Raw genomic sequence first — 19,232 nt, forward strand, 5'->3', positions numbered from 1 at the left:
GCGGGCTTTCCTGCCACCGGTAGAAGAAACTTGGGCTTGGTGAATGTCAACGGCCTCATCCTAGTGCCGAGGCCCGCTGCTAAGACTACCGCCTTCATCTTTATCACCATTATTGTGGTAGTGGTGGCTAATAAAACGTTGAGAGATATAAAAAAGCAGCTAGGACAATTCCAATTTCTCCCCATATAAACAACTTACCCAAAAAGGCATGGCGGGCGAATTTGAAGCTCGTCCATTACCAAACTCTCGAGCCTGTTACTCCCGACGAGCTAAAGCAACTGGTCAGGATAAAGGAGAAGTTCAACGAGAACCGGAGTTACTGGGAACGCATCAAGCTTTGGCGAAAATCAGACATCTTGGACCGGCTGGAGCCAAGCGGAGCTAGGTGGGGGTTCTCAAGAGTAAAGAGCGAGAGGGACAAAATGCAACTGTTATCTGTTCTCAGGATGATGTCCCTAGCAACACCCAGGCTAACTTGGATCATGTACGATGAATCTAACGGTGGGTGCGAAATGGTGCTGAAGGGCGGCTCGTCGATAGCATAATGAGACAATTTAGATTAAATGTTGGCGACATTTTTTGCTTCCATTATTCTGACCCCGGTCTAAGATTCCACTCAAAAATAACGGTGCGTAAAGAGATAAAAAAGGTGAATCTCAATTTTGTACGATTGGATGACACCTCTGAAGAAAATTGTCGAAAGCTACATAAGAAAAGTCATTGGTGTGAAAAAACTCTGTGATCGATGTCTCGATACGAAAAGATGGGGGGGAAACGTGGTTCTGATGGTGGTAGATGCGGCTTTCACTTCAATCGGACTGAACTATTTCACAGCTGTGGTTCCCAAGGTAGAGGAATTTAACCAGAAATTTGTGAAAACGGGAAGGATAAAAGATCTATCCGACCTTGCTAAAGCAAACATCAATGAACTCAAAAAAGTGTGGCAAAATGAAAGATCATGGAAAGCCGCCAAAGAAATCGCCTCCTATTTATCTAAGCTTGATGACGGTAGAACCGCCCTTCGAACCTGGGCGAAGAAATCCAGCCTTGAAAATTGGTGGGAGGATCCCATCGGCAGGATCAAAGGAGTCGGACTAATCACCTTTCAATACCTAAGGATGATGGGTGGCGTTGATACCGTAATGCCGGACAAAATTGTCAAACGAGTAATTAATGAAATCTTAGTGCTCGCAGGCGAGCAACCGGTAAACGACGATATGGAATTTATTAAAAAAGCGGAGGAGATCGCCATCGCCTGCGGCCACAGGCCCATAGAGCTGTGCTGGATGACTTGGCTTATCCAGCCGGAGGGAAAAATTATGCGAATGAAAAAGTACCGGAACCTCTTTTCCAAGATATAAACCAATATTCGCTAACCTGATAAGCGATCAACAATTCAGGTTATATTTGGTGCGCCTATGAAGCTGATCGATTGCCATGCTCATCTCGAAGAAGTGCCAAATCTTGATCAAGAACTCAAAAGCGCCAAGGAAAAGGGCGTGGCGGCCATTATAGCCGTTGGCTCCGACCTATATTCAAACATATCAGTACAACAAATTTCTGAACACTACCCTAACTACGTGTACCCAGCTCTGGGCCTTCACCCCTGGGACTTGGACAGAATCGACGAGACAATTCAATTCATTGAGAAAAACATTGAAAGATGCACTGCCTTGGGTGAAGTAGGACTAGATTTCAAATATCAAACTCCAAAAGAACTACAGGTCAAAGCATTCGCTCGCATACTTGAGCTAGCCGAAACTACGATAAACCAGTTATCATACACTCCCGCTGGGCCTGGCGCGAAGCTTTTGAGATGGTAAAAAAAGCTGGAGCCAAAAGAGCGGTTTTTCATTGGTACAGCGGCCCATTGGATGTCCTGCGGGAAATCATCGCGCAGGGATTTTACGTCTCGGCAACTCCTGCGGCTGAGTTCAGTGAAGCACACCAGCTGGTGATCAAAGAAGTGCCGCTCGAAAGACTGTTGCTCGAAACCGATTCTCCGGTAAAATATCGCGGCATTGCTTCCACACCGAGTCACGTTCTCAAAACGCTGAAAGCGGTAGCACAGCTGAAGAAGGTCGATGAATCTCGGCTGGCCGAAATAACGACGAAAAACGTCGCTAACATTTTTGAAATAAAAATTTAATTTAAATTATCTTCTTCAGGAGCTTTACTGTTTTACTTATTATTTCCTCCGCACGCCCCGGGGTTCTCGCCTCAGCAGTTACGCGTACATACGGCTCCGTGCCCGATGCCCTGACCAGCACCCAACCATCTAAAAGATTCACTCGAACACCGTCAACTTTAAGAACCCCGATATTCTCGCTGAATTCCTTGACCAGCTTTTTAGAAGCCAAGGCGATCAACTTGGTCTTCTGTTCCTCGGAGCACGCGATTTTTTCCCGAAGCATGTAGTACTTCGGCAGAGGACCTAACAACTCAGAAATCTTTTTTCTGGAAACGTCCATAAGTTCCAGAACTTTCAACGCGCCAAGCAAGCTTTCTGGAGCCATGCTGAAGCGCGGAAAAATCCACGCTCCACAGGGCTCGCCACCGAACATCGCCCCGCGGCGTTTGATTTCAGCTGCCACACTGACATCTCCTACCTTGGTTCTGACAACCTTGCCACGATTATCGGACACAACCTCATCAACCACATTGGAAGCGTCAACAGTGGTGACTACTACATCTCCTTTTTTAGTGACTTGACTTGAGGCCACGATTGCCAGAACTTCATCACCGGAAGCCACAGAACCATTCTCGCTGACGAAGACCACCCTGTCGGCGTCGCCATCATGAGCGATGCCTAAATCGGACTCGGTCGCCCTCACTACCCGACAGAGCTCAACCAAATTCTCCGCACTGGGCTCAGGCGGCCGCCCAGGGAAAAGACCATCTGGCTGGGAGTTCATCGAAATCACCTTGCAACCAACCCTTCGGAGTAGCTCTGGAGCCACGACGGAGGCTGCCCCATTTCCGCAATCAACCACGACTTTATAACCCCGAGAAAGTTGAACTGCACCGACGAGAGCACTAATATAATCGGGCAAAATATCTAAATCTTCCACCTCACCGATTTCCTTCCAAGATACCTGCCGCCATTTTTTTCCAAAGTAAATCCGCTCAACTTTACCCTCAAGCAACGGAGTATATGCCATCCCAAATGAGTCGAAAAATTTAACCCCATTGTAGTCCGGTGGATTGTGAGAAGCCGTGATCATGACGCCTGCTTTGGCCCTCAAATTTCTAACAGCAAAGCTAACCGCCGGTGTTGGCACCACACCCAAGCGCTTGACATCGCATCCCCCTGAAAGCAAACCAGAAATCAAACAGCTCTCGAACAGGTCGCTTGAGGTCCTCGGGTCCTTTCCTACTACCACGGTTCCTGAGTTTCCCAATAGAGAAGCAAGTGACTGCCCCAGATCCATGACTAGTTTTGGAGTGATTTGTTTCCCCACTAACCCACGCGCTCCGGAGGTTCCGAAAAGCCTTCCCATGGGACCATCCAAATTAAAAATAGCCTACTGGCTCTTAACCTGCGCGGAACTGGGCTCACTCAGGACCTTGCTCTTGTAAACTTCCACCCGGCGGATAGGACAGTATTTCTTGGCTTCCTTGTAGATATCAGCCGAGAGTTTCCCCAACACCGCCTCTTGAACGAACTGGTCCAGCGTTCTCTCTGCCGCCCTGGTCTCAACCACCTTCCTCATGTCTTTGTGGATGAAATCAAGCTTTGTGCTCTGCACCCGCCTGAGCGTAGTTACCATTGAGGTGACCCGCAGCTTGTAGCCATCCTTGGTGGTCACTGTCGCAATATCGTCAACCTTGCCGGCTCTCCTCCTGACCTGACTTCGGATATAGTCGCGGGCCATCTCATGCCCGATAAACTTCGTCACTGCCTGCCTGTCCCTGACTTCCTTGACTTGGAAATACAGCTTGATGTGAGATTTGGAGAAATCCTCGATGAGGTCTCCCAGCGTGGTCTCAAATACCCGGCCCAACAGCTGCTCCGGCTCAGAAGCCAGCGTCTCTCCTATTTTTTGGCTGCCAAACATCGGTGGCGCCACTACCTCAAACCACTCCTTCTCCCGCCAGGATTTTTTCACCACTCGCTTTTTTTCCTCTGCCATTACTCAACCACCTTTGGAACGGGTGGCAGTGAACCAACCCGTCTTCTTATCGGCTCAGGCCACCGCGAGGGATCAAAGCCATGCTGGGCGAGGAACCCCACCACCCAGCGGCTCGTCCCGAAGCCGCAACAGCCTGTCCAAACCTGCCGACCTTTGACCTCCTTTATTTTAAAGGTTTCCACGAACTTGTTTCTATGCACATTGTAAGAGCCTATCTCGAGCCAACTATCATTGTAAGGCAACAGAACCTCAACGTCATACGTGGCCACTTGGCTACTGTCGCTCCCATCGCCGATAACTCCCTCTCTCATGTAAAACGGGGTAGCTACCAAGAGTCTCCACTCCATCTCCAGCTTGTCAACTACTTTGATGCTTTGATCAACTACCGCGTCACGAATTGAAACAACATCCTCCGGTGAACCCAGAAAGACGAATTCGATGCGGCGGAACTCCTGAGTCCTGAGCAGCCCCTCGACACCGCCGCCTTCCCAGCGGTATGTCCAGCCACTTCGGTCGAACTGCTTCACAGGAAGATCCTCCATTCTGACATGGCTGAAGGCGAAGGTTTCATAGAAAGGCTCACACTGCGCTGGGGCCAGTACATAGGCCGGCTCTTTCAGTATCTTTTTGAGGTCTTCAACCGGGACTCGCTTAGTGAGCTTGAGTTTCTGTTTGAAATCCTTAAAGGCCTCCGGATCCCTCGGTGGTGGGGAAACATAATACATGCCTTCAGGGACCCCATCCAGATAGCCCGGCATCCTCTGCATCACCTCTAGCGGTATGAGCTTGGGCAACATCACCTCCTCAAACTTCAAGGGCCGGGCCACCTCCTCGATGATGATATCTTCAATTGCTTGGAGCAGCTTTGCGTAGGGTTCCTCGTAAATCCACTGGCCGCGACCAGGGAAATCCCTAATCCACCCCAGCTTCTTGGCAACGTCAAAGGGGTTTTTCTTGAAGGTATGTGGACGCTTGGGGCCCTCCCTGACGACCATAGGCTCAGCGGCTCTTGCAGACGCGCGAGCGAGGGTCTCCTCAACCATTGAAACTAATCTGTCAACTACTCTGCCCCTTAGCTCGGCTTCGGTGAGCTCCTTTATGTGAATTTCAACCGAAGAGTCACCAACCACCACTTCGTGGGGCAACTTCTTTATCTCAGCCACCGCCTTTGCTGGAGCCTCCGCGATTGGTAAAATAATCCTATAATCGCGGGCAAATATTCCCCTGAGACCCAGCTTATGCTTCTTCCCCAGCTCGGTTGCTAAAATCTTGGCAAGTCTAAGCAGCGCATCGTGCGCCCTAACATAGCGCCCCGACTCCAGCTCCAACTCAAGCTCATTCCCCACTATATGCCATCTGATTATCTTGGCCGCCTCGGTCTCCTTACCCTTTGGCGCTCCCTTAATGAGGACAGGTTCAGCACCTTTGATAACAGCGTCGATATCCTCCTTTATCCTAGAGAGTTCGCCGCTGAATACAAGCTTGCCTTTTAGTTCAAATCTCACTCAATCGCCAAAAACCTACTCATCTAACGGATATGAAAAGCTTGCCCTCGGTTTGCCTCCATCCTACTTTATCTTGGCTGCAACCATCCGGCCAAACTCAACTACCTTGGTCAGCTCCTCTTCTGAAACTGGTCCCTTCATACCCTGAACCTTTACCGACAGTCCGGGAGCCAGCACTTTTGCCCCCGGAATTTTTTCAATTATTCTCCTCTCCAGTTTTTTCACCGCCTTTCCAAAATCACCGCCGAGATATGTGTCAAAGGCGACGAACGTCTTGCCCCCCAAGCCTCGTCTTCCCAGCTCATCCACAAACTTTCTGACTCCACGCGTCGGCCCACCGATGTGATTGGGCGAACCTATGAAGATCACATCATACTCATGAAGAACGTCGAGATTCACCTCCTTTATTTCAGCGAGCTGTGGTTTCACCCCCTTCACTTTTTTCGTGCCCTCGGCAATTTTTTCTGCTACAAGCTTGGTATTGCCGTATTTTGACTCATAGGCAATTAACACCTTAACCAAGGCACCGCCCCCAATTATTATTTTTCAGATAATCTTTTGAGTAATTCATTAAAAAAACTAAAATTGTAGAAAGCTTGATCGTGGTGAAAATAATTTTCTCTAAAGCATGCTTTCTGCGGTCAGAGTACATGCAAGCAGATCGTCGAGCGTGGCTAAAAGTGTTTCTAGCTTTCCATCCAGCTTGACCAAACTGACCACCTTATTTCCACGGGATACCGTCGAAACCTGCATTCCTTTCGGTAGCCCAAGATTATCGGGTGCGAGAGCCTTAGCCACCGCCTTCGCCATCTTGTCCTTTTCGTACTCGCAAATGACCTTGGCCTGCATTTTCATACCAACACCAATGCGGAGGAATCCTGCTCAGCGCCGGACAAGGCGCCTTGCTGAAATATCTCCGCCATCATCCAGAGAAGTTCTCTCATGACTGAATACATGGGTACTGATTCACCAGCAAAACACTCGGCCGCGTCGACATGTCCTCCTCCTTCAATTCCGACATGGCTTGGATATAGCCGTCGCAACCGATACGCCAACTGAGAACAAACTCTGCTGCAATCGATTATACCACCGCCTCCGCGAATGGAGATGTGAACCCCGGTTTTCTTCGGGCAAAACACGATTATCATTGTCCCTCTATGGCCGAAAGCCCTTTTGAGTGGTTCCAGCTGTGTGGATGCGACATAAGGCAGTATCGCCGGGAACGGGACAGACTGCATTCGAGAAACTTCCCGAGCAAGTACCATATAAACTCCAATGTTTCGAAATTCACCCAGAAAAATTGGGCCTCGCACCCGAGATTCTAGTTGTTCCCAGTCCAAGCCAAAAAACTCCAGAACACGAGAAATGATTTTACCCGATGGCGAAACTGTCAAAAAATCATCGAGGTTCCTAAATTCTGCAGGTCTTTTTGTTGTCACCAAATCATTAAGAAAGTCTAAAACCAGATCCTGCCCAGAAACAGCAACTTTCAAAATTTCTTTGTAGTAATGGGCTAGGGTCCCCACATGAAGCGCCTCAGTAATCTGATTTATCAAAGCGGTGCGCCTCCTGTCCACTAGATCATACATTGTGGGATTACCTAGCCTAGTCTTGAACAGCTGAGGGAACATCTTCATCAAACGCACAATAAAAGGCTGGACAAATTCTGCGCATCTCCTTTCAACAGGATCAAATGTAAAATCTGCTCTACAGCCCATCAAGGCGACAAAATCATCGAACTCGTCCGTAAGGCTCAATTGAGTGGCAAGCATGTGGCACATCAATGAAGCTGAGGTGGAAACATGTTGCTCCACCGAAGGATTGAAAACAACTGCCCCCCTTGGATTGCCGTCCGGTGTGTGGTGGTCGATGATTAGAATATTTTCTGCCTTTTCAGAAAAGTCTTCGTAAGAGGCAAAGGTACCCTTGTCAGAGATCACCAGCAAATCAACCTTACCCTTCGAGACCAACCCAAAATCCTCCTCCAGAAGCCGGAATCGCTCGGGCATTTTTACCGTAAACCTGGCCCCTATACGTCGGAACAATCGCTGCAAGATGAAGGCACAAGCAACGCCGTCTACATCGTGGTGAGAAAAATTGATCACTTTCGGCTCTCTCAGTCGACTAAGCTCCTTTACCAGCTCGACTGCTTTGGCAAAACCTGAATCTCTCTCCTGCAATAACTGTAGCTGTTCACGATAGTTCATAGCCCACCTCTAGACATTGCGCTGTCTAACTCTCTTACGAAGTCATCCAGACGATCCCGTGGGATGCGGGCCGCGGCTGAGACATCGTGACCGCCGCCGTAGCCCCCCACCGCTGTCGCTGCCCTTGCAATCGCCTGTCCAAGGTTCACGCCCATTCCTATCAAGCTTGGCGCTACCCTTGCAGAAATTTTCACATGCCCCTCTGCCGTATCGGCCATGCCGACAACTGGTTGGTCTGCTGGAATTAGGGCTGACTCAATCGCTAGAGAAATCATTTCACCAAGAATTGCCGAGTCAACGTCTTTTCCAGCGTAAATGTATCGGAAATTGGCGGCAAGTTTAAATGAGGCCAGCTTATCGACCAGCCATTCCAATGCCCTGAGCATCCGTTCATGATAGTTGCTGAGTAAGCCAAGCGCATCTATTTGGTAGCTTCCATCTCCAACCGCCAATGCAAAGCCAATCTCGGGTTTCTTCATGTTCCCGCACGCGTCGATGAGGGCTGCGTATTCTCCCAGTTCCTTAGGTCCGACTAGGTCTTCATTAGCGGTCGTCAAAATTGTCCCCCACAGTGCCTGACGAAATTCCTCCTTGGCGGCCTGAGCACCCACCTTAGAAAAAATGGCGTCGGCAAGTCTTCTCTCCATCTCAGCACCAAGCTCGGAGATTAAACTGGAATGAGATATGCCCAAGGAATCCAATAGCGAACGACACGATGATAGATTGTCTGATAGGCCCAAAAGATACGGTCTGATAGACGTCCTCAAGCATTCGACCGCCGGAACCAAACTCCGTCGTGTCATTCTCAAACCATCTCTCTCTCGAACCAACCCAAGGTCCACCGATCGCTTCAACAGAGTGTCGTTGACCCCAGTAAACCCGGACGACATCTCCTGTCTGTCTCCAATAGCGCCAACTATCGCCAGACTGATTAGCGATCTGAACCGAAGGTCTAATTGCTCCACGACCGAAAAAACAGCTCCACTGGCGCTGACATCAGTGGAGCCACTGAGACCACAATTATGGGGATTAAGACAGGAAAGTTTTGGATGCTCTAGAAGCTGTCCCGGATGGTGGTCGATTATAATAACCTCCTTATCCCGCGCCAGCAGATATTTGTTGATTGCATCCAGCTGCCCGCTACCTTGGTCAAGAAAGATGTAGAGACCATAGTTCTCCGCGCCAAGCTGAGCGATGTCATCATCGCTCGGTGGTCTCCACAACTTGACGGTGAAGGGCACATTGTAGGAGTAAAGACACCTAGCCAGTATCGCTGCTGAAGCAATCCCGTCGGCATCGGTGTGGGAAACTACCTTGATCCTTGTCTTACCATCCAGCCTTGGTCTGAGAAAAGCTGCGACTTCCTCCGACGCCCTACGAAACCTCTTGATCTCCGCTCTTCCCACCCCAGATCACCGCCCTTCAGGACTCATTTTGCCGCCGCATGTAATAACTTTTATTAATTGATGAAAACATTGACTTCAGTGATCTTATGAAAGTTCAAGTCTTATACACGATGGATTGCCCATGGTGTCTAAAGACCAAGAAACTGGTGAGAGAAAGCCTGCATGAGCTTGGTGTAAATGCTGAACTTGAGGAGATTCTAATAGATACCAAGGAAAAAGCGAGGAAACACCGCTTTACGGGTTCGCCTACGGTTAGAATTAATGGTAAAGACGTTCAGGATGAGGCTATAAAAGATAGATGCTTGCCCTGCGAGGAACTGGCAAAGCGAGTTAAGACCACAACCCAATTTGTCAAACAAGAATGTATGTGCGGTTGTAGAATATACTTCTACCGCGGTAAACAATATCCTTATCCACCTAAGGGGATGATTAAAGAAGCTTTAAAAACGATTCAACGATCACTTTAAATGATTTCATCCTGTTTGCTCCTTGAGTAATCGCGAAAACTGAAACCAATCTGATCTAAGGTCAAAAAAATCTGATGAGATTGAAATCGTTGCCAAATAAAAACTAATCCCAGATGTCGTTTCAAAAGGAGCTTTAAACCCTTTCTAAATTACAAATTTAACTACCGTTCAGAAAAATAAACTGACCTTAGGTGCTACTAATGTGTTTTATGTCGAATTCTAGTGGGTTTTCGCCCTGAAACATTATTTCATATACCTCCCTTGATCCACACCGGCGACACTCTCTAAACTGCAAGGCACATGAACCACAAATATCCGAATCGGTGCCTATCCTCAAAAAAAGATCCTCTTTTCCCGATACACTGGCGATGACAAATCCAACCGGTTCGATCCAAGTATTGCCACAGTGAGCACAAGCAAATCTCTTTTTTGTTAATCTTTCTTCTATCTTTGCGCCGTCCGTATCATGAAGTAGCTCCATCAATTTCACTTTATCACACATTGTAAGTAAGATTTATTCTATTTATATCTTTTGTCCGAATATAATTATATAAAGTCGACAATTTAAGATAATAATATAAAATAAGCTTAAAAAGTTAAAAAAATAGCAAAAAAATGTTTAATTCCTCAACATTTTAAGATTTAAAACAAAAAATAATCAAATTTATAAACTTTTAGAGCATAATTTTTTGACATGGGGCTAATAACATGAAGTCAAAAAACATGGTTGACGACATAGACATAGAGATAATACGGACCCTGCAAAAAGATGCTCGCTACAACTTTGCCGATATTGCCAAAAAATGCGGTGTTTCTACAGATACCATAAGCAAGCGCTTCAAGAAGCTGAAACACGCCGGCATCATAAGAGGAACTACAATTCTGCTGAACCCGAAGAGCTTTGGATATGAATGCGTTGCTAGCTTTGGTTTAACCGTGGCTCACCTTTACGTTAAAGAAGTGGCTGATTTCTTACGAAAAATACCTGAAGTTGTCTTCTGTTCTCCAACCATAGGGAGATGCAACTTGTTTGCTATTCTGGTTCTGGAAAACATTGGCAAGCTAAACGTGATCAAAGAATACATCAAGGGGCATCCCAAGATCAAAGAGTTGGAAGCGAGCATATGGGTTGATGAAATATTATTGTGCCCCGAAAATTTCGACTTTGAGGGATTAAAAAAGGGTTAAGTATGGACGAAATCGATCTGGCAATAATCGAAAAACTGACCAATGAAGCACGCACCTCTTTTAGAAAAATTGCTAAAGATCTTGGGTTATCTCCAGACACTGTAATAAACAGATACACGGCATTACTAAAAAACGGTGTCATAAGAGGATCAACTGTTGTAATTGGTCCAGACAAAATCGGATACCGGGCAATGGTTGCTTTCACGATTGATATCGCCCCATCCCACATCTTCGCGAAAGATACCATCCCTGTGGACTCTCAACTGATATTGGAAAAAATAATCAAAATGCGAAATATAATAATTGCCACCAAAACATTTGGCGATCACGACCTGCTAGCTATTGGTGTCGCTAGAGATTTTGAGGACTTAATTAACTTAAAAAACGAAATCACAAAAATACCTGGTGTCGAAAATCTACAGATTTCATTCTGGGTCGAAAAAATGGAAATTTGCGCCAAATACTTCATAGTTTGAGATAGGAAACTAAATTCAAAACACCGGATTTGGCTGATCTTTTAAAACGTTTCAGCCGCGCACCAGTAGCGCCGCCCTCTCTCTGTCGTATCTCCAGTCCGCGGGCAGAATTCCCTTGCGCTTGTAGTAGGTTGCCAGCTTGTTAACCCTCGCTTCCACTCTCTCCAAGGACCTTTTAGTCCTGAAATCCTTCGGGTTCCGGCCGAGGTGGGTGGCTATCCTCACCGCATTCCGGATGACGTTAACCAGATCTTCCGGGAGCTCCGATTTAATCCCATTGGCCTCTAATATTTCCTTTACGCTCTTCCCGGTGATTTTTTTGATATCTGGCACCGCATGCTGGTCACGCAGGATCAAGCCGATCTTGCTCAACGGAACTCCTTCCTTGCCCAGCTTAACTACTAGCTCTTCCACTTCACCGGCAGAAAGCACCGCCCCTCTGCCCAAACTCAACCCTGCCTTTCTCGCGGCCATTTTTCTCACCCTTTCACTTCTATGAACCAATTCAAAAACTTATCGACTGCCCTCGCGCGGTGGGAAAAGAGGTTCTTCTCCGAAACGGTCATCTCGGCAAATGTCCTGCCATTACCTTCACACGGCACGAAGATGGGGTCGAAGCCAAAGCCACCGGTCCCCCTCGCCTTCTCAGCCATCTTCCCTTTAACCCTACCTACAAACACCATTGGTTCCTTCCCGGGCTCGCAATACGCTACTGCCGACCTGAATTCGGCGCTACGATCGTTAAAGCCAGCCATTAGCTTGATGATTCCGGGATTACCGATGGTGCGAAAGACATAGTTGGAATATGGGCCTGGAAAGCCGTTGAGGGCATTTACAAACAGTCCGGCGTCCTCCACAAAACAGGGTTTTCCCAGTTTGGTGCAGACCTCCATGACGCTTGCACGGGCTATCTCTTCAAGGTCATCCGATTGAATTTCTGTATAACGCCATTTGTAGTGTACAATCTCAACACCTCGTCTCCTCGCCAGCTCATTAACCTCACTGAACTTATGTTGATTACTGGTCACGAAGATTAGCGCCATGCCCTCTCCTCCTTGGACACATATCGTCCCCGGCTCTCAATATCTTTAGCTCTTTCGATTATCTCCTCTGCCCCTTCCCCAAACTCCTCTCGATAGCCCGAGAGAACCTCTGCATAAGCTTGGTCTGCTATTCTAAAGTGAGTACTCTGAAGCGCGCGTTTCAGGAGGTGCAAGTCAACGCCCCTCTCCTCGATTGATGAATCATATCCTCCCAGACCGAAATCGACAAAATAGACCCTGCCATCGGGTCTGATGATCATGTTGGAAGTGGTGAGATCTCCATGGATTATCCCCGCCCGGTGAAGTCTCGCGATCTGTCTGCCTATCATGCGACACAGCTCCCTTCTTTTTGCAGATCTGAGCTTATCTAGGACCAACTTTACCTGTTTGCCCTCAATAAATTCCATAACGATCCTCATATTTCTCCTATCTACCTCATAAACGATCGGTGCCAATACACCCGCGCGCTTAGCATCAGAAAGTAGCTTGGCTTCCTGAGCTGTTCTCGATTCACGAAGTCGAATGTCCAGCTCACTGATTCGATAGCGTTTGGGAATTCTGGTCTTCATCACGACTTTGCCTTTGCCGGCCTGATGGAGGACCTTCGTGAACGACTCCAAGTAAAGATTGGCCTCAGCTCCTTTCTTAATCAGCATTCAGCTCCGCCTCCAAGTGACCTCGACCTCATCTGTCCGCCATCTCTGCTTGACCTTGGTATCCTTAATGCTCTGCCTGAAGCCTGACTTATAGGCCAGAATGCCATTCCAAGCAATCATCGCGCCTTGGTCTCCGCAAAGCTCCCTCGGGGGAACGTAAAACTTGGCTCGCTGCTCCCGCGCCATCAGCTTCAGCATTTCCCTCAGTCTGCCGTTCGCGGCGACCCCACCTGTGAGCAACAGTTCCTTCTTTTCTGTGTGCGCGAGTGCCCGTTCGGTCACCTCGACCAGTGCCGCAAAAGCGGTTTCCTGAAGGCTGTAGCAAAGATCATTTATGTTGGCACCTTCACGATGTTTACGGATGGCCTCGGTCAAAAGTCCAGAAAACGAAAGATCCATGCCTTTAACCACATATGGGAGTGGAAGATAATTCTTACCTGCTTTCGCTAGTTTTTCAACAATTGGACCACCAGGGTGTGGTCTTCCGACCTCGCGAGCGAAGACATCCAAACAATTGCCGACAGGTATATCAATTGTCTCACCGAAAACGCGATAACGGCCGGCATCGAAAGCAATCACTTGAGTGTTCCCGCCGCTCACGTATAGGGTCACCGGATCTTTAGCAGCCTCAGTCAAACGCCCAATTTCGATGTGGGCTATACAATGATTGACCCCCACAATAGGGACGCCAAGCCAAACGGCCAGCGCTCTGGCCGCAGTAGCGGTGGTTCGTAGAACTGGACCAAGACCCGGGCCTTGAGAAAAGGCCACGAGATCGATGTCCTCAATTTCAATCCTAGCAGCCCTGAGCGCCTCTTCCAGAACTAATTTAGCATTCGCGGCATGGAACTGAGCTGCCTCGCGAGGGTGGATGCCACCCTTCTCGGGAAAATAAGTCTTAGTGGGATTAGCCAGCACTCTCCCAGCGGAATCTACGATGCCCATGCCAAATGTGTGAGCCGTTCCCTCTATCCCTAAGCAAATCATGCAGTTGCCTCAATTTCAATCTTATAATTGGTGAAAAATATACGGGTTGTTGCCATGGTCGATTTAGATAAAATTCATTGATTGTTTTCAGTTTAGTTAATCTACAACGTTTAACCAAATAAAATTTATTAAACTACTGTGTTTAATATTGCTGGGATTTGAAGTGAAATTCAACCTACTGCCGGCGGTATTGATCGCAATTGCCCTTACCCTTTCGCTCTCCCTCGGCGCATATCGAGGCCAAGACAGATTGATTGTCTCTACGACTACCAGCCTTTACGACGCAGGGTTATTGGACTTCATTGCGGAGCGCTATTTTGAACTTTACCACATCAAGCTTGACTTCATCGCGTCAGGAACCGGCCAAGCTCTGGAACTGGCGAAAAACGGTGATGTCGATGTTGTCCTGACACACTCCCCTGCCTTGGAAAACAAATTTTTGAAGGATGGGGTGGTTGGGGGAAGGAAAATTATCGCCTACAATTTTTTCATCATCGTTGGTCCGCCTGACGATCCCGCCAACATCGAGGGCCTTCCTACTATTGAGGCTCTCACCAAAATAGCCGCACTAAAGGTAACTTGGGTCTCAAGGGGGGACAACTCAGGGACCCACCTCAAGGAAAAAATACTCTGGGAAAAAGCTGGAATAGAGCCCTATGGCCAATCCTGGTATATAGAATCAGGTTCTGGAATGGGACAAACGCTGGGAATTGCTAGCGAAAAAAGAGCTTACACTTTAACAGACACTGGAACCTACCTCAGATATCAGAATGAAGGAATAACGAATTTGGGCATCATCATCAAAAGTGGCGAGGAGCTGCTCAACGTCTACAGCGTTATGGCTGTTAACCCAAAAAGAAATCCCAGAGTAAACTTCGACGAGGTTTTAAATCTAATAAAATTTCTGGTTTCCGACGCTGGGCAAGCACTAATCGAAGAATTTGGGATGGAAGAGTATGGGACTTCGCTTTTCCTGCCAGCCGTACCAATTCTCAGAAATACCTCCGACCCAATTGCTGGTTGGATACGGGACTATGCATTTATTGACAACAGCGAATGCCCACCGGAATTCAGGTTAGGGCAGGAGGAACTGTACCAATGAACCAGCAGCTTTTGGATATCGTTCTTCGGTCGATATGGATTTCAGGGACCGCTTTACTTCTCTCTCTACTGTGGAGTCTGCCGATTTCGCTAGCTTTAGGTCTTAAAAGATTCAGGGGGAGAAACGTAATCATCAGCTTCTTCAACGCCATGCTGGGTATACCAACAGTCGCTCTTGGGCTTTTTCTTTACATGATCTTCTCGCGCCGGGGTGTTTTAGGAGCCCTTGGTATTCTCTACACACCAACAGCAATTATAATCGGACAAGCCGCGCTGATAACACCCATTCTGGTCAGTCTGCTCACCAACGCCATCGAATCCGTGGAACCAAGAATTAGAGACTTAGCCAGAACGCTGGGCGCAACTGAACGTCAGGCTTCTCTCACCGTTTTGAGGGAAGCTAAAAAAGGCGGCGTCCTAGCCGGGGTTTCCGCTTTTAACCGAGCCATCGCTGAGCTTGGCATAGCCCTTATGCTGGGAGGAAATATCCAAGGTCTTACTAGGGTGATGACTACTCAAATCGCCTTAGGTGTGAACCGCGGTGAGGTAGTTCTTTCAATTGAGGCTACCGTGGTGCTTTTGATCATCGTCTTTACACTAACACTGATCGCCAACCACTTTAGGGGGGATTAGTTGAGCGCCCACGTAAAACTGGAGAAGATAACTCGAAAATACGACGGTATAATGGCGCTACGGGGCATAAGTTTAGATGTTAAAAGCGGCGAAATTTTGACGATAATTGGTCCCAACGGCGCGGGCAAGACAACTTTGCTGAGAATCCTGGCCCTGTTAGACAAACCGTCATCGGGGAAACTCATCTACCAAGGACAATCTGTGGATAGCTCAAACACGCCCTTCCTCAGGAAAAAAATAACCATGGTCTTTCAAAGACCTATACTGTTAAATGATACTGTTTTTGAAAACGTTGCTTACGGGTTGAAGCTGAGGGGTTTAACGGAGGATGAAATTGCCGATCGGGTAGAAGCTGCCCTTGACTCGGTAATGTTAAAAAACTTCGCCCATCGAATGGCAAAAAAATTATCCGGAGGCGAACAACAGCGAGTTGTCCTAGCTAGGGCCCTAGTCTTAAACCCGGAACTGCTGCTTCTAGACGAACCAACTGCAAATCTCGATCCAACCAGCGCCACCATTGTTGAAAAAATCATCAGGCAGTTGCGCGGAAGAAGCACGGTTGTGGTCGCCACACACAACATTTTCCAAGCCAAAAGGCTTTCCGACAGAGTCGGTTGTATACTCAACGGTATGATTATTGATGTCGACAAACCGAAAAATATCTTCACCAAACCCAGAAACGAAATAATTAGAAAGTTCGTTCGAGGGGAGTTCTTTTAAATTATTCCTCACCCTTTTAACCAGAAAAATGAAAGCTAAATCAGAGGCGAAATATGCAGGCGTTGGTGTATATAAGAACCGAGCCAGGCAAGGCGCTTAAGTTGTTGGATGCCGTCAAGAAGATTCAAGGTGTCCAAGTGGCCTTCGCAACCACGGGAAGGTTCGATATCGTGGCCAGGATCGAAGCCGCAGATTTAAAGGCACTCGGTGAAACCATCGTCGGTAAGATACAGTCACTACCAGGAGTAAAATACACTGAGACCTCACTGATAGTGGCCTAAATTAACCGGACAATGAGACCGATGCCGGCCGATCCAGTCAAGATTAGCTTTCCTTCGACAAAAAACTGGAGCAGGTAATATGGTCACAGTTGTCTTCCTTGGCTCCGGTGGCGGAAGATTCCAGATGGTCGGCCAGTACTTCAAAACAGGTGGATTCAGGATCCATACAGGGGTAAAAGTGCATGTTGACCCTGGTCCCGGCGCACTCCTGCTCACCCATCAGTATGGACTGAGCCCATTAGACCTGGATGGCATCGTCGTCACACACTGTCACCCTGACCATTATACCGACACTGAGGTACTGATTGAAGCTATGACGAAGCACTCGACAAAGAAGAGAGGATCACTGATCTGTAGCCGGAGTGTCATCGACGGTGTCGGCGACTATGGCCCTGCTGTGTCAAGATACCACCAAAGAAAACCGGAAAAACTGTTAATCCCTAATAACGGGGAAAAAATTCAGCTGAACGACCTCGAGTTAGAAGCGGTGCCTGCGAAGCACAGCGACCCCACCACGTTCGGCATCATCTTCCACACGGACGACGGGGCAATTGGTTATACCAGCGACACCCAGTACTTCGAAGAGATTGCCAGATACTACGATGGGATTAGGATTCTCATCGCCAACGTGACGCGCCCACTGTCGATGAGGATACCTTGGCACTTGTGCTCTGAAGACCTCATAAAAATTCTCACCGAAGTTAAGCCTGAGCTAGCCGTGATGATTCATATGGGTATGATGTTTCTAAAACACGAGCCACAATCGGAAGCGGAGAGGATAAAATCTGAAACTGGAGTAGAAACCATCCCAGGACAGGTGGGTCTACGTGTCGATATGAATGATAAAATCAAAATAACTAGGCCAAAAAAGCAGCCGACCTTAGATGAGTTTGCTAGACCAAAGTTGGAAAACTTTGTTGGAGCCGAATAACCAAAAAAGCATAGAATAGGCCATTTCGAAAAATCCATATAAACACAAAATCTTTTATAAACTAAACTGAAGGGGGAATGGTGAATATATGAGTGGACTAGAACTTGAAAGATCCCGCAAACTTTGTGAAAAGTCTAAAAAAATCCAAGCTGGCGGAACTGGAAGTACCCAAAGATTGAAAGTGATAACTGTTGACGGCACCACGATTTATATGGAGAGGGGAAAGGGCTCCAAGATCTACGACGTTGATGGAAATGAATACATCGATTATTATTTGGACTATGGACCGCTGATAAATGGTCATGCTCATCCCGCCATAGTTGAGGCGATTAAAAAACAGCTTGAAAAGGGCACCATGTATGGAATAAACAATGAACTTGAACTTACTCTTTGTGAAAAACTCATAAAACATGTGCCCTGCGCGGAGATGGTCGGATTTCACAGCTCGGGCTCCGAAGCCGTCCACACGGCGATCAGACTGGCAAGGGCCTACACAGGCAAGACCAAGATCATAAAGTTCGAGGGGCACTATCATGGGTGGTTCGATGACATCAATATTTCTGCCTTCAGCCCACCGAGAGGACCAGAAGAATCACCGGAACCCGTGCTCGCCGCGCCGCTCTGCCAGCCAAAGAGCGTACTAGAAAACATCATCGTTCTGCCTTGGAATAACGAGGAAGTTCTAGAAAAAACGCTCAAAAAGCAGGGAAAGGAAGTTGCAGGCGTTATTATGGAACCCATTGAATTAGGGCATGGAATCCTTCCCAAAGAGGGTTACATGAAAGCGGTTAGAGAGCTGACGGAAAAATACAATGTGCTCCTGATTTTCGATGAGGTGAAGACCATGTTCCGAGTTGGGCTAGGCGGTGCCCAAGGATACCTCAAGGTGACGCCGGATCTCTTCGTTTGTTCAAAGGCCATGGGTGGCGGCCTGCCAATAAGCGCCTACGGCGGTAAAAAGGAAGTGGTCGAGCTGATCTCCCAAGGTAAGGTTCCGGCCATGGGTACCTATAACGCTAACCCGCTGTCTCTAGCTGGGGCCATCGCAAACATCGAGGTGCTGGAAAAGGACGGCGGAAAGGCTTATAAACACATGTACCGGGTCGGAGAAAGGCTCATGAAAGGGATTAGAGAAATATTCGAGGAACTGAATGTGAAAGCAATTGTCAAAGGACTGCCCTGCCAGTTTGTCACCTGTTTCACAGAAATGTCGGCTGATGAAATCAACAACTACCGTGCATGGTCCAAAGCGATGGCATCGGCTCCAGAAAGGGGAGAAAAATTCAGGGTTGAGCTGCTCCACAGGGGGGTGTTTAACAGCTATCCTGACTGGCATCTGTCCACGGTTCATAGCGATAGCGATGTGGAAAAAACGTTAAAAGCCGTGGAGGACTCTCTCAAAGCCATCTGATTTAGTATAGACCAAACGCGACTATTCGGGATCAAGACGCCGGGAATCTGATTTTTAACTTCATGGTTCCCGGTCGCCCGACCATTA

At 47.8% G+C, this 19,232-nt stretch carries 24 protein-coding genes and 1 pseudogene; 12 read left to right on the forward strand and 13 right to left on the reverse strand.

Features of this window, described 5'->3' with window-relative positions; translation table 11 throughout:
* Positions 1–98, reverse strand: a 98-nt coding sequence (locus tag QXT02_RS00855) for a sugar phosphate nucleotidyltransferase (protein WP_342811586.1), incomplete at its 3' end; no start/stop codon positions are given.
* Positions 99–221: 123 nt separating this feature from the next.
* Here QXT02_RS00855 and QXT02_RS00860 point away from each other — a divergent pair.
* The 3 genes and pseudogenes from QXT02_RS00860 to QXT02_RS00870 all read left to right on the forward strand — a co-directional run bounded on the left by QXT02_RS00860 (position 222) and on the right by QXT02_RS00870 (position 2,149).
* Complete coding sequence (locus tag QXT02_RS00860) at positions 222–545, forward strand: hypothetical protein (RefSeq protein ID WP_342811433.1); 324 nt, start codon at positions 222–224, stop codon at positions 543–545.
* A 117-nt stretch (positions 546–662) separates the two neighbouring features.
* A complete protein-coding gene (locus tag QXT02_RS00865; protein ID WP_342811434.1) occupies positions 663–1,361 on the forward strand; it encodes a hypothetical protein in 699 nt (232 codons plus the stop codon).
* A 57-nt stretch (positions 1,362–1,418) separates the two neighbouring features.
* Positions 1,419–2,149: pseudogene (locus QXT02_RS00870) on the forward strand (TatD family hydrolase).
* Position 2,150: 1 nt separating this feature from the next.
* On the opposite strand, the gene glmM reads toward QXT02_RS00870, so the two are convergent.
* From glmM to QXT02_RS00905, 7 genes are all read right to left on the reverse strand, one after another.
* Complete coding sequence (gene glmM, locus QXT02_RS00875; RefSeq protein ID WP_342811435.1) at positions 2,151–3,500, reverse strand: phosphoglucosamine mutase; 1,350 nt, start codon at positions 3,498–3,500, stop codon at positions 2,151–2,153.
* A gap of 24 nt (positions 3,501–3,524) precedes the next feature.
* Positions 3,525–4,133 (reverse strand): 30S ribosomal protein S3ae, encoded by a 609-nt coding sequence (locus QXT02_RS00880; RefSeq protein ID WP_342811436.1) that lies wholly within the window; start codon positions 4,131–4,133, stop codon positions 3,525–3,527.
* The gene (serS, locus tag QXT02_RS00885) at positions 4,133–5,638 is read right to left on the reverse strand and encodes a serine--tRNA ligase (RefSeq protein ID WP_342811437.1); all 1,506 of its coding nucleotides are present in this window, start codon (positions 5,636–5,638) and stop codon (positions 4,133–4,135) included. Before serS ends, QXT02_RS00880 begins: the two co-directional genes overlap by 1 nt.
* Positions 5,639–5,701: 63 nt before the next feature.
* Complete coding sequence (locus QXT02_RS00890; protein WP_342811587.1) at positions 5,702–6,151, reverse strand: flavodoxin family protein; 450 nt, start codon at positions 6,149–6,151, stop codon at positions 5,702–5,704.
* A 108-nt stretch (positions 6,152–6,259) separates the two neighbouring features.
* Positions 6,260–6,493: a KEOPS complex subunit Pcc1 gene (locus tag QXT02_RS00895; RefSeq protein WP_342811438.1), complete on the reverse strand. Its 234-nt coding sequence runs from the start codon at positions 6,491–6,493 to the stop codon at positions 6,260–6,262.
* The gene (locus QXT02_RS00900; protein WP_342811439.1) at positions 6,490–7,845 is read right to left on the reverse strand and encodes a DHH family phosphoesterase; all 1,356 of its coding nucleotides are present in this window, start codon (positions 7,843–7,845) and stop codon (positions 6,490–6,492) included. Before QXT02_RS00900 ends, QXT02_RS00895 begins: the two co-directional genes overlap by 4 nt.
* Positions 7,842–9,251: a DHH family phosphoesterase gene (locus QXT02_RS00905; protein WP_342811440.1), complete on the reverse strand. Its 1,410-nt coding sequence runs from the start codon at positions 9,249–9,251 to the stop codon at positions 7,842–7,844. Before QXT02_RS00905 ends, QXT02_RS00900 begins: the two co-directional genes overlap by 4 nt.
* 86 nt (positions 9,252–9,337) lie before the next feature.
* Here QXT02_RS00905 and QXT02_RS00910 point away from each other — a divergent pair, with 86 nt between their 5' ends.
* Complete coding sequence (locus tag QXT02_RS00910) at positions 9,338–9,718, forward strand: DUF2703 domain-containing protein (protein ID WP_342811441.1); 381 nt, start codon at positions 9,338–9,340, stop codon at positions 9,716–9,718.
* 187 nt (positions 9,719–9,905) lie between these two features.
* Here QXT02_RS00910 and QXT02_RS00915 read toward each other — a convergent pair whose 3' ends face one another.
* Positions 9,906–10,199: a hypothetical protein gene (locus QXT02_RS00915; RefSeq protein WP_342811442.1), complete on the reverse strand. Its 294-nt coding sequence runs from the start codon at positions 10,197–10,199 to the stop codon at positions 9,906–9,908.
* 227 nt (positions 10,200–10,426) lie between these two features.
* Between QXT02_RS00915 and QXT02_RS00920 the strand changes: the two genes are divergently transcribed.
* On the forward strand, positions 10,427–10,906 hold the full coding sequence (locus QXT02_RS00920; RefSeq protein ID WP_342811443.1) for an Lrp/AsnC family transcriptional regulator: 480 nt from the start codon (positions 10,427–10,429) through the stop codon (positions 10,904–10,906).
* A 2-nt stretch (positions 10,907–10,908) separates the two neighbouring features.
* Positions 10,909–11,382, forward strand: coding sequence for an Lrp/AsnC family transcriptional regulator (locus QXT02_RS00925; protein ID WP_342811444.1), 474 nt, complete (start codon positions 10,909–10,911; stop codon positions 11,380–11,382).
* A 51-nt stretch (positions 11,383–11,433) separates the two neighbouring features.
* Here the strand turns inward: QXT02_RS00925 and QXT02_RS00930 are convergent, their stop codons facing one another.
* The 4 genes from QXT02_RS00930 to QXT02_RS00945 are packed head-to-tail and all read right to left on the reverse strand — an operon-like array spanning position 11,434 to position 14,068.
* A complete protein-coding gene (locus tag QXT02_RS00930) occupies positions 11,434–11,856 on the reverse strand; it encodes a 30S ribosomal protein S15 (RefSeq protein ID WP_342811445.1) in 423 nt (140 codons plus the stop codon).
* Positions 11,857–11,861: 5 nt separating this feature from the next.
* Entirely contained in the window at positions 11,862–12,425 is a 564-nt protein-coding gene (locus QXT02_RS00935) for an XTP/dITP diphosphatase (RefSeq protein WP_342811446.1), read from the reverse strand.
* Positions 12,416–13,081 (reverse strand): Kae1-associated kinase Bud32, encoded by a 666-nt coding sequence (locus tag QXT02_RS00940; RefSeq protein WP_342811447.1) that lies wholly within the window; start codon positions 13,079–13,081, stop codon positions 12,416–12,418. The genes QXT02_RS00935 and QXT02_RS00940 overlap by 10 nt, the downstream gene beginning before the upstream one ends.
* Entirely contained in the window at positions 13,082–14,068 is a 987-nt protein-coding gene (locus QXT02_RS00945) for a bifunctional N(6)-L-threonylcarbamoyladenine synthase/serine/threonine protein kinase (RefSeq protein ID WP_342811448.1), read from the reverse strand. It lies immediately after the preceding gene.
* A gap of 148 nt (positions 14,069–14,216) precedes the next feature.
* On the opposite strand from QXT02_RS00945, the gene QXT02_RS00950 reads away from it, so the two are divergent.
* The 6 genes from QXT02_RS00950 to QXT02_RS00975 all read left to right on the forward strand — a co-directional run bounded on the left by QXT02_RS00950 (position 14,217) and on the right by QXT02_RS00975 (position 19,145).
* Positions 14,217–15,170 (forward strand): substrate-binding domain-containing protein, encoded by a 954-nt coding sequence (locus QXT02_RS00950; RefSeq protein ID WP_342811449.1) that lies wholly within the window; start codon positions 14,217–14,219, stop codon positions 15,168–15,170.
* Positions 15,167–15,802: an ABC transporter permease gene (locus QXT02_RS00955; RefSeq protein ID WP_342811450.1), complete on the forward strand. Its 636-nt coding sequence runs from the start codon at positions 15,167–15,169 to the stop codon at positions 15,800–15,802. The genes QXT02_RS00950 and QXT02_RS00955 overlap by 4 nt, the downstream gene beginning before the upstream one ends.
* Entirely contained in the window at positions 15,803–16,522 is a 720-nt protein-coding gene (locus QXT02_RS00960; protein ID WP_342811451.1) for an ATP-binding cassette domain-containing protein, read from the forward strand.
* Between the two features lie 53 nt (positions 16,523–16,575).
* Positions 16,576–16,803, forward strand: a complete 228-nt coding sequence (locus QXT02_RS00965; RefSeq protein ID WP_342811452.1) for an Lrp/AsnC ligand binding domain-containing protein — start codon at positions 16,576–16,578, stop codon at positions 16,801–16,803.
* A 79-nt stretch (positions 16,804–16,882) separates the two neighbouring features.
* Positions 16,883–17,734, forward strand: a complete 852-nt coding sequence (locus tag QXT02_RS00970; RefSeq protein ID WP_342811453.1) for an MBL fold metallo-hydrolase — start codon at positions 16,883–16,885, stop codon at positions 17,732–17,734.
* 88 nt (positions 17,735–17,822) lie between these two features.
* The gene (locus tag QXT02_RS00975) at positions 17,823–19,145 is read left to right on the forward strand and encodes an aspartate aminotransferase family protein (protein WP_342811454.1); all 1,323 of its coding nucleotides are present in this window, start codon (positions 17,823–17,825) and stop codon (positions 19,143–19,145) included.
* Positions 19,146–19,232: the final 87 nt, after the last annotated feature.

This window comes from Hadarchaeum sp. (SeqCode) (assembly GCF_038871235.1).
GTDB lineage: Archaea > Hadarchaeota > Hadarchaeia > Hadarchaeales > Hadarchaeaceae > Hadarchaeum.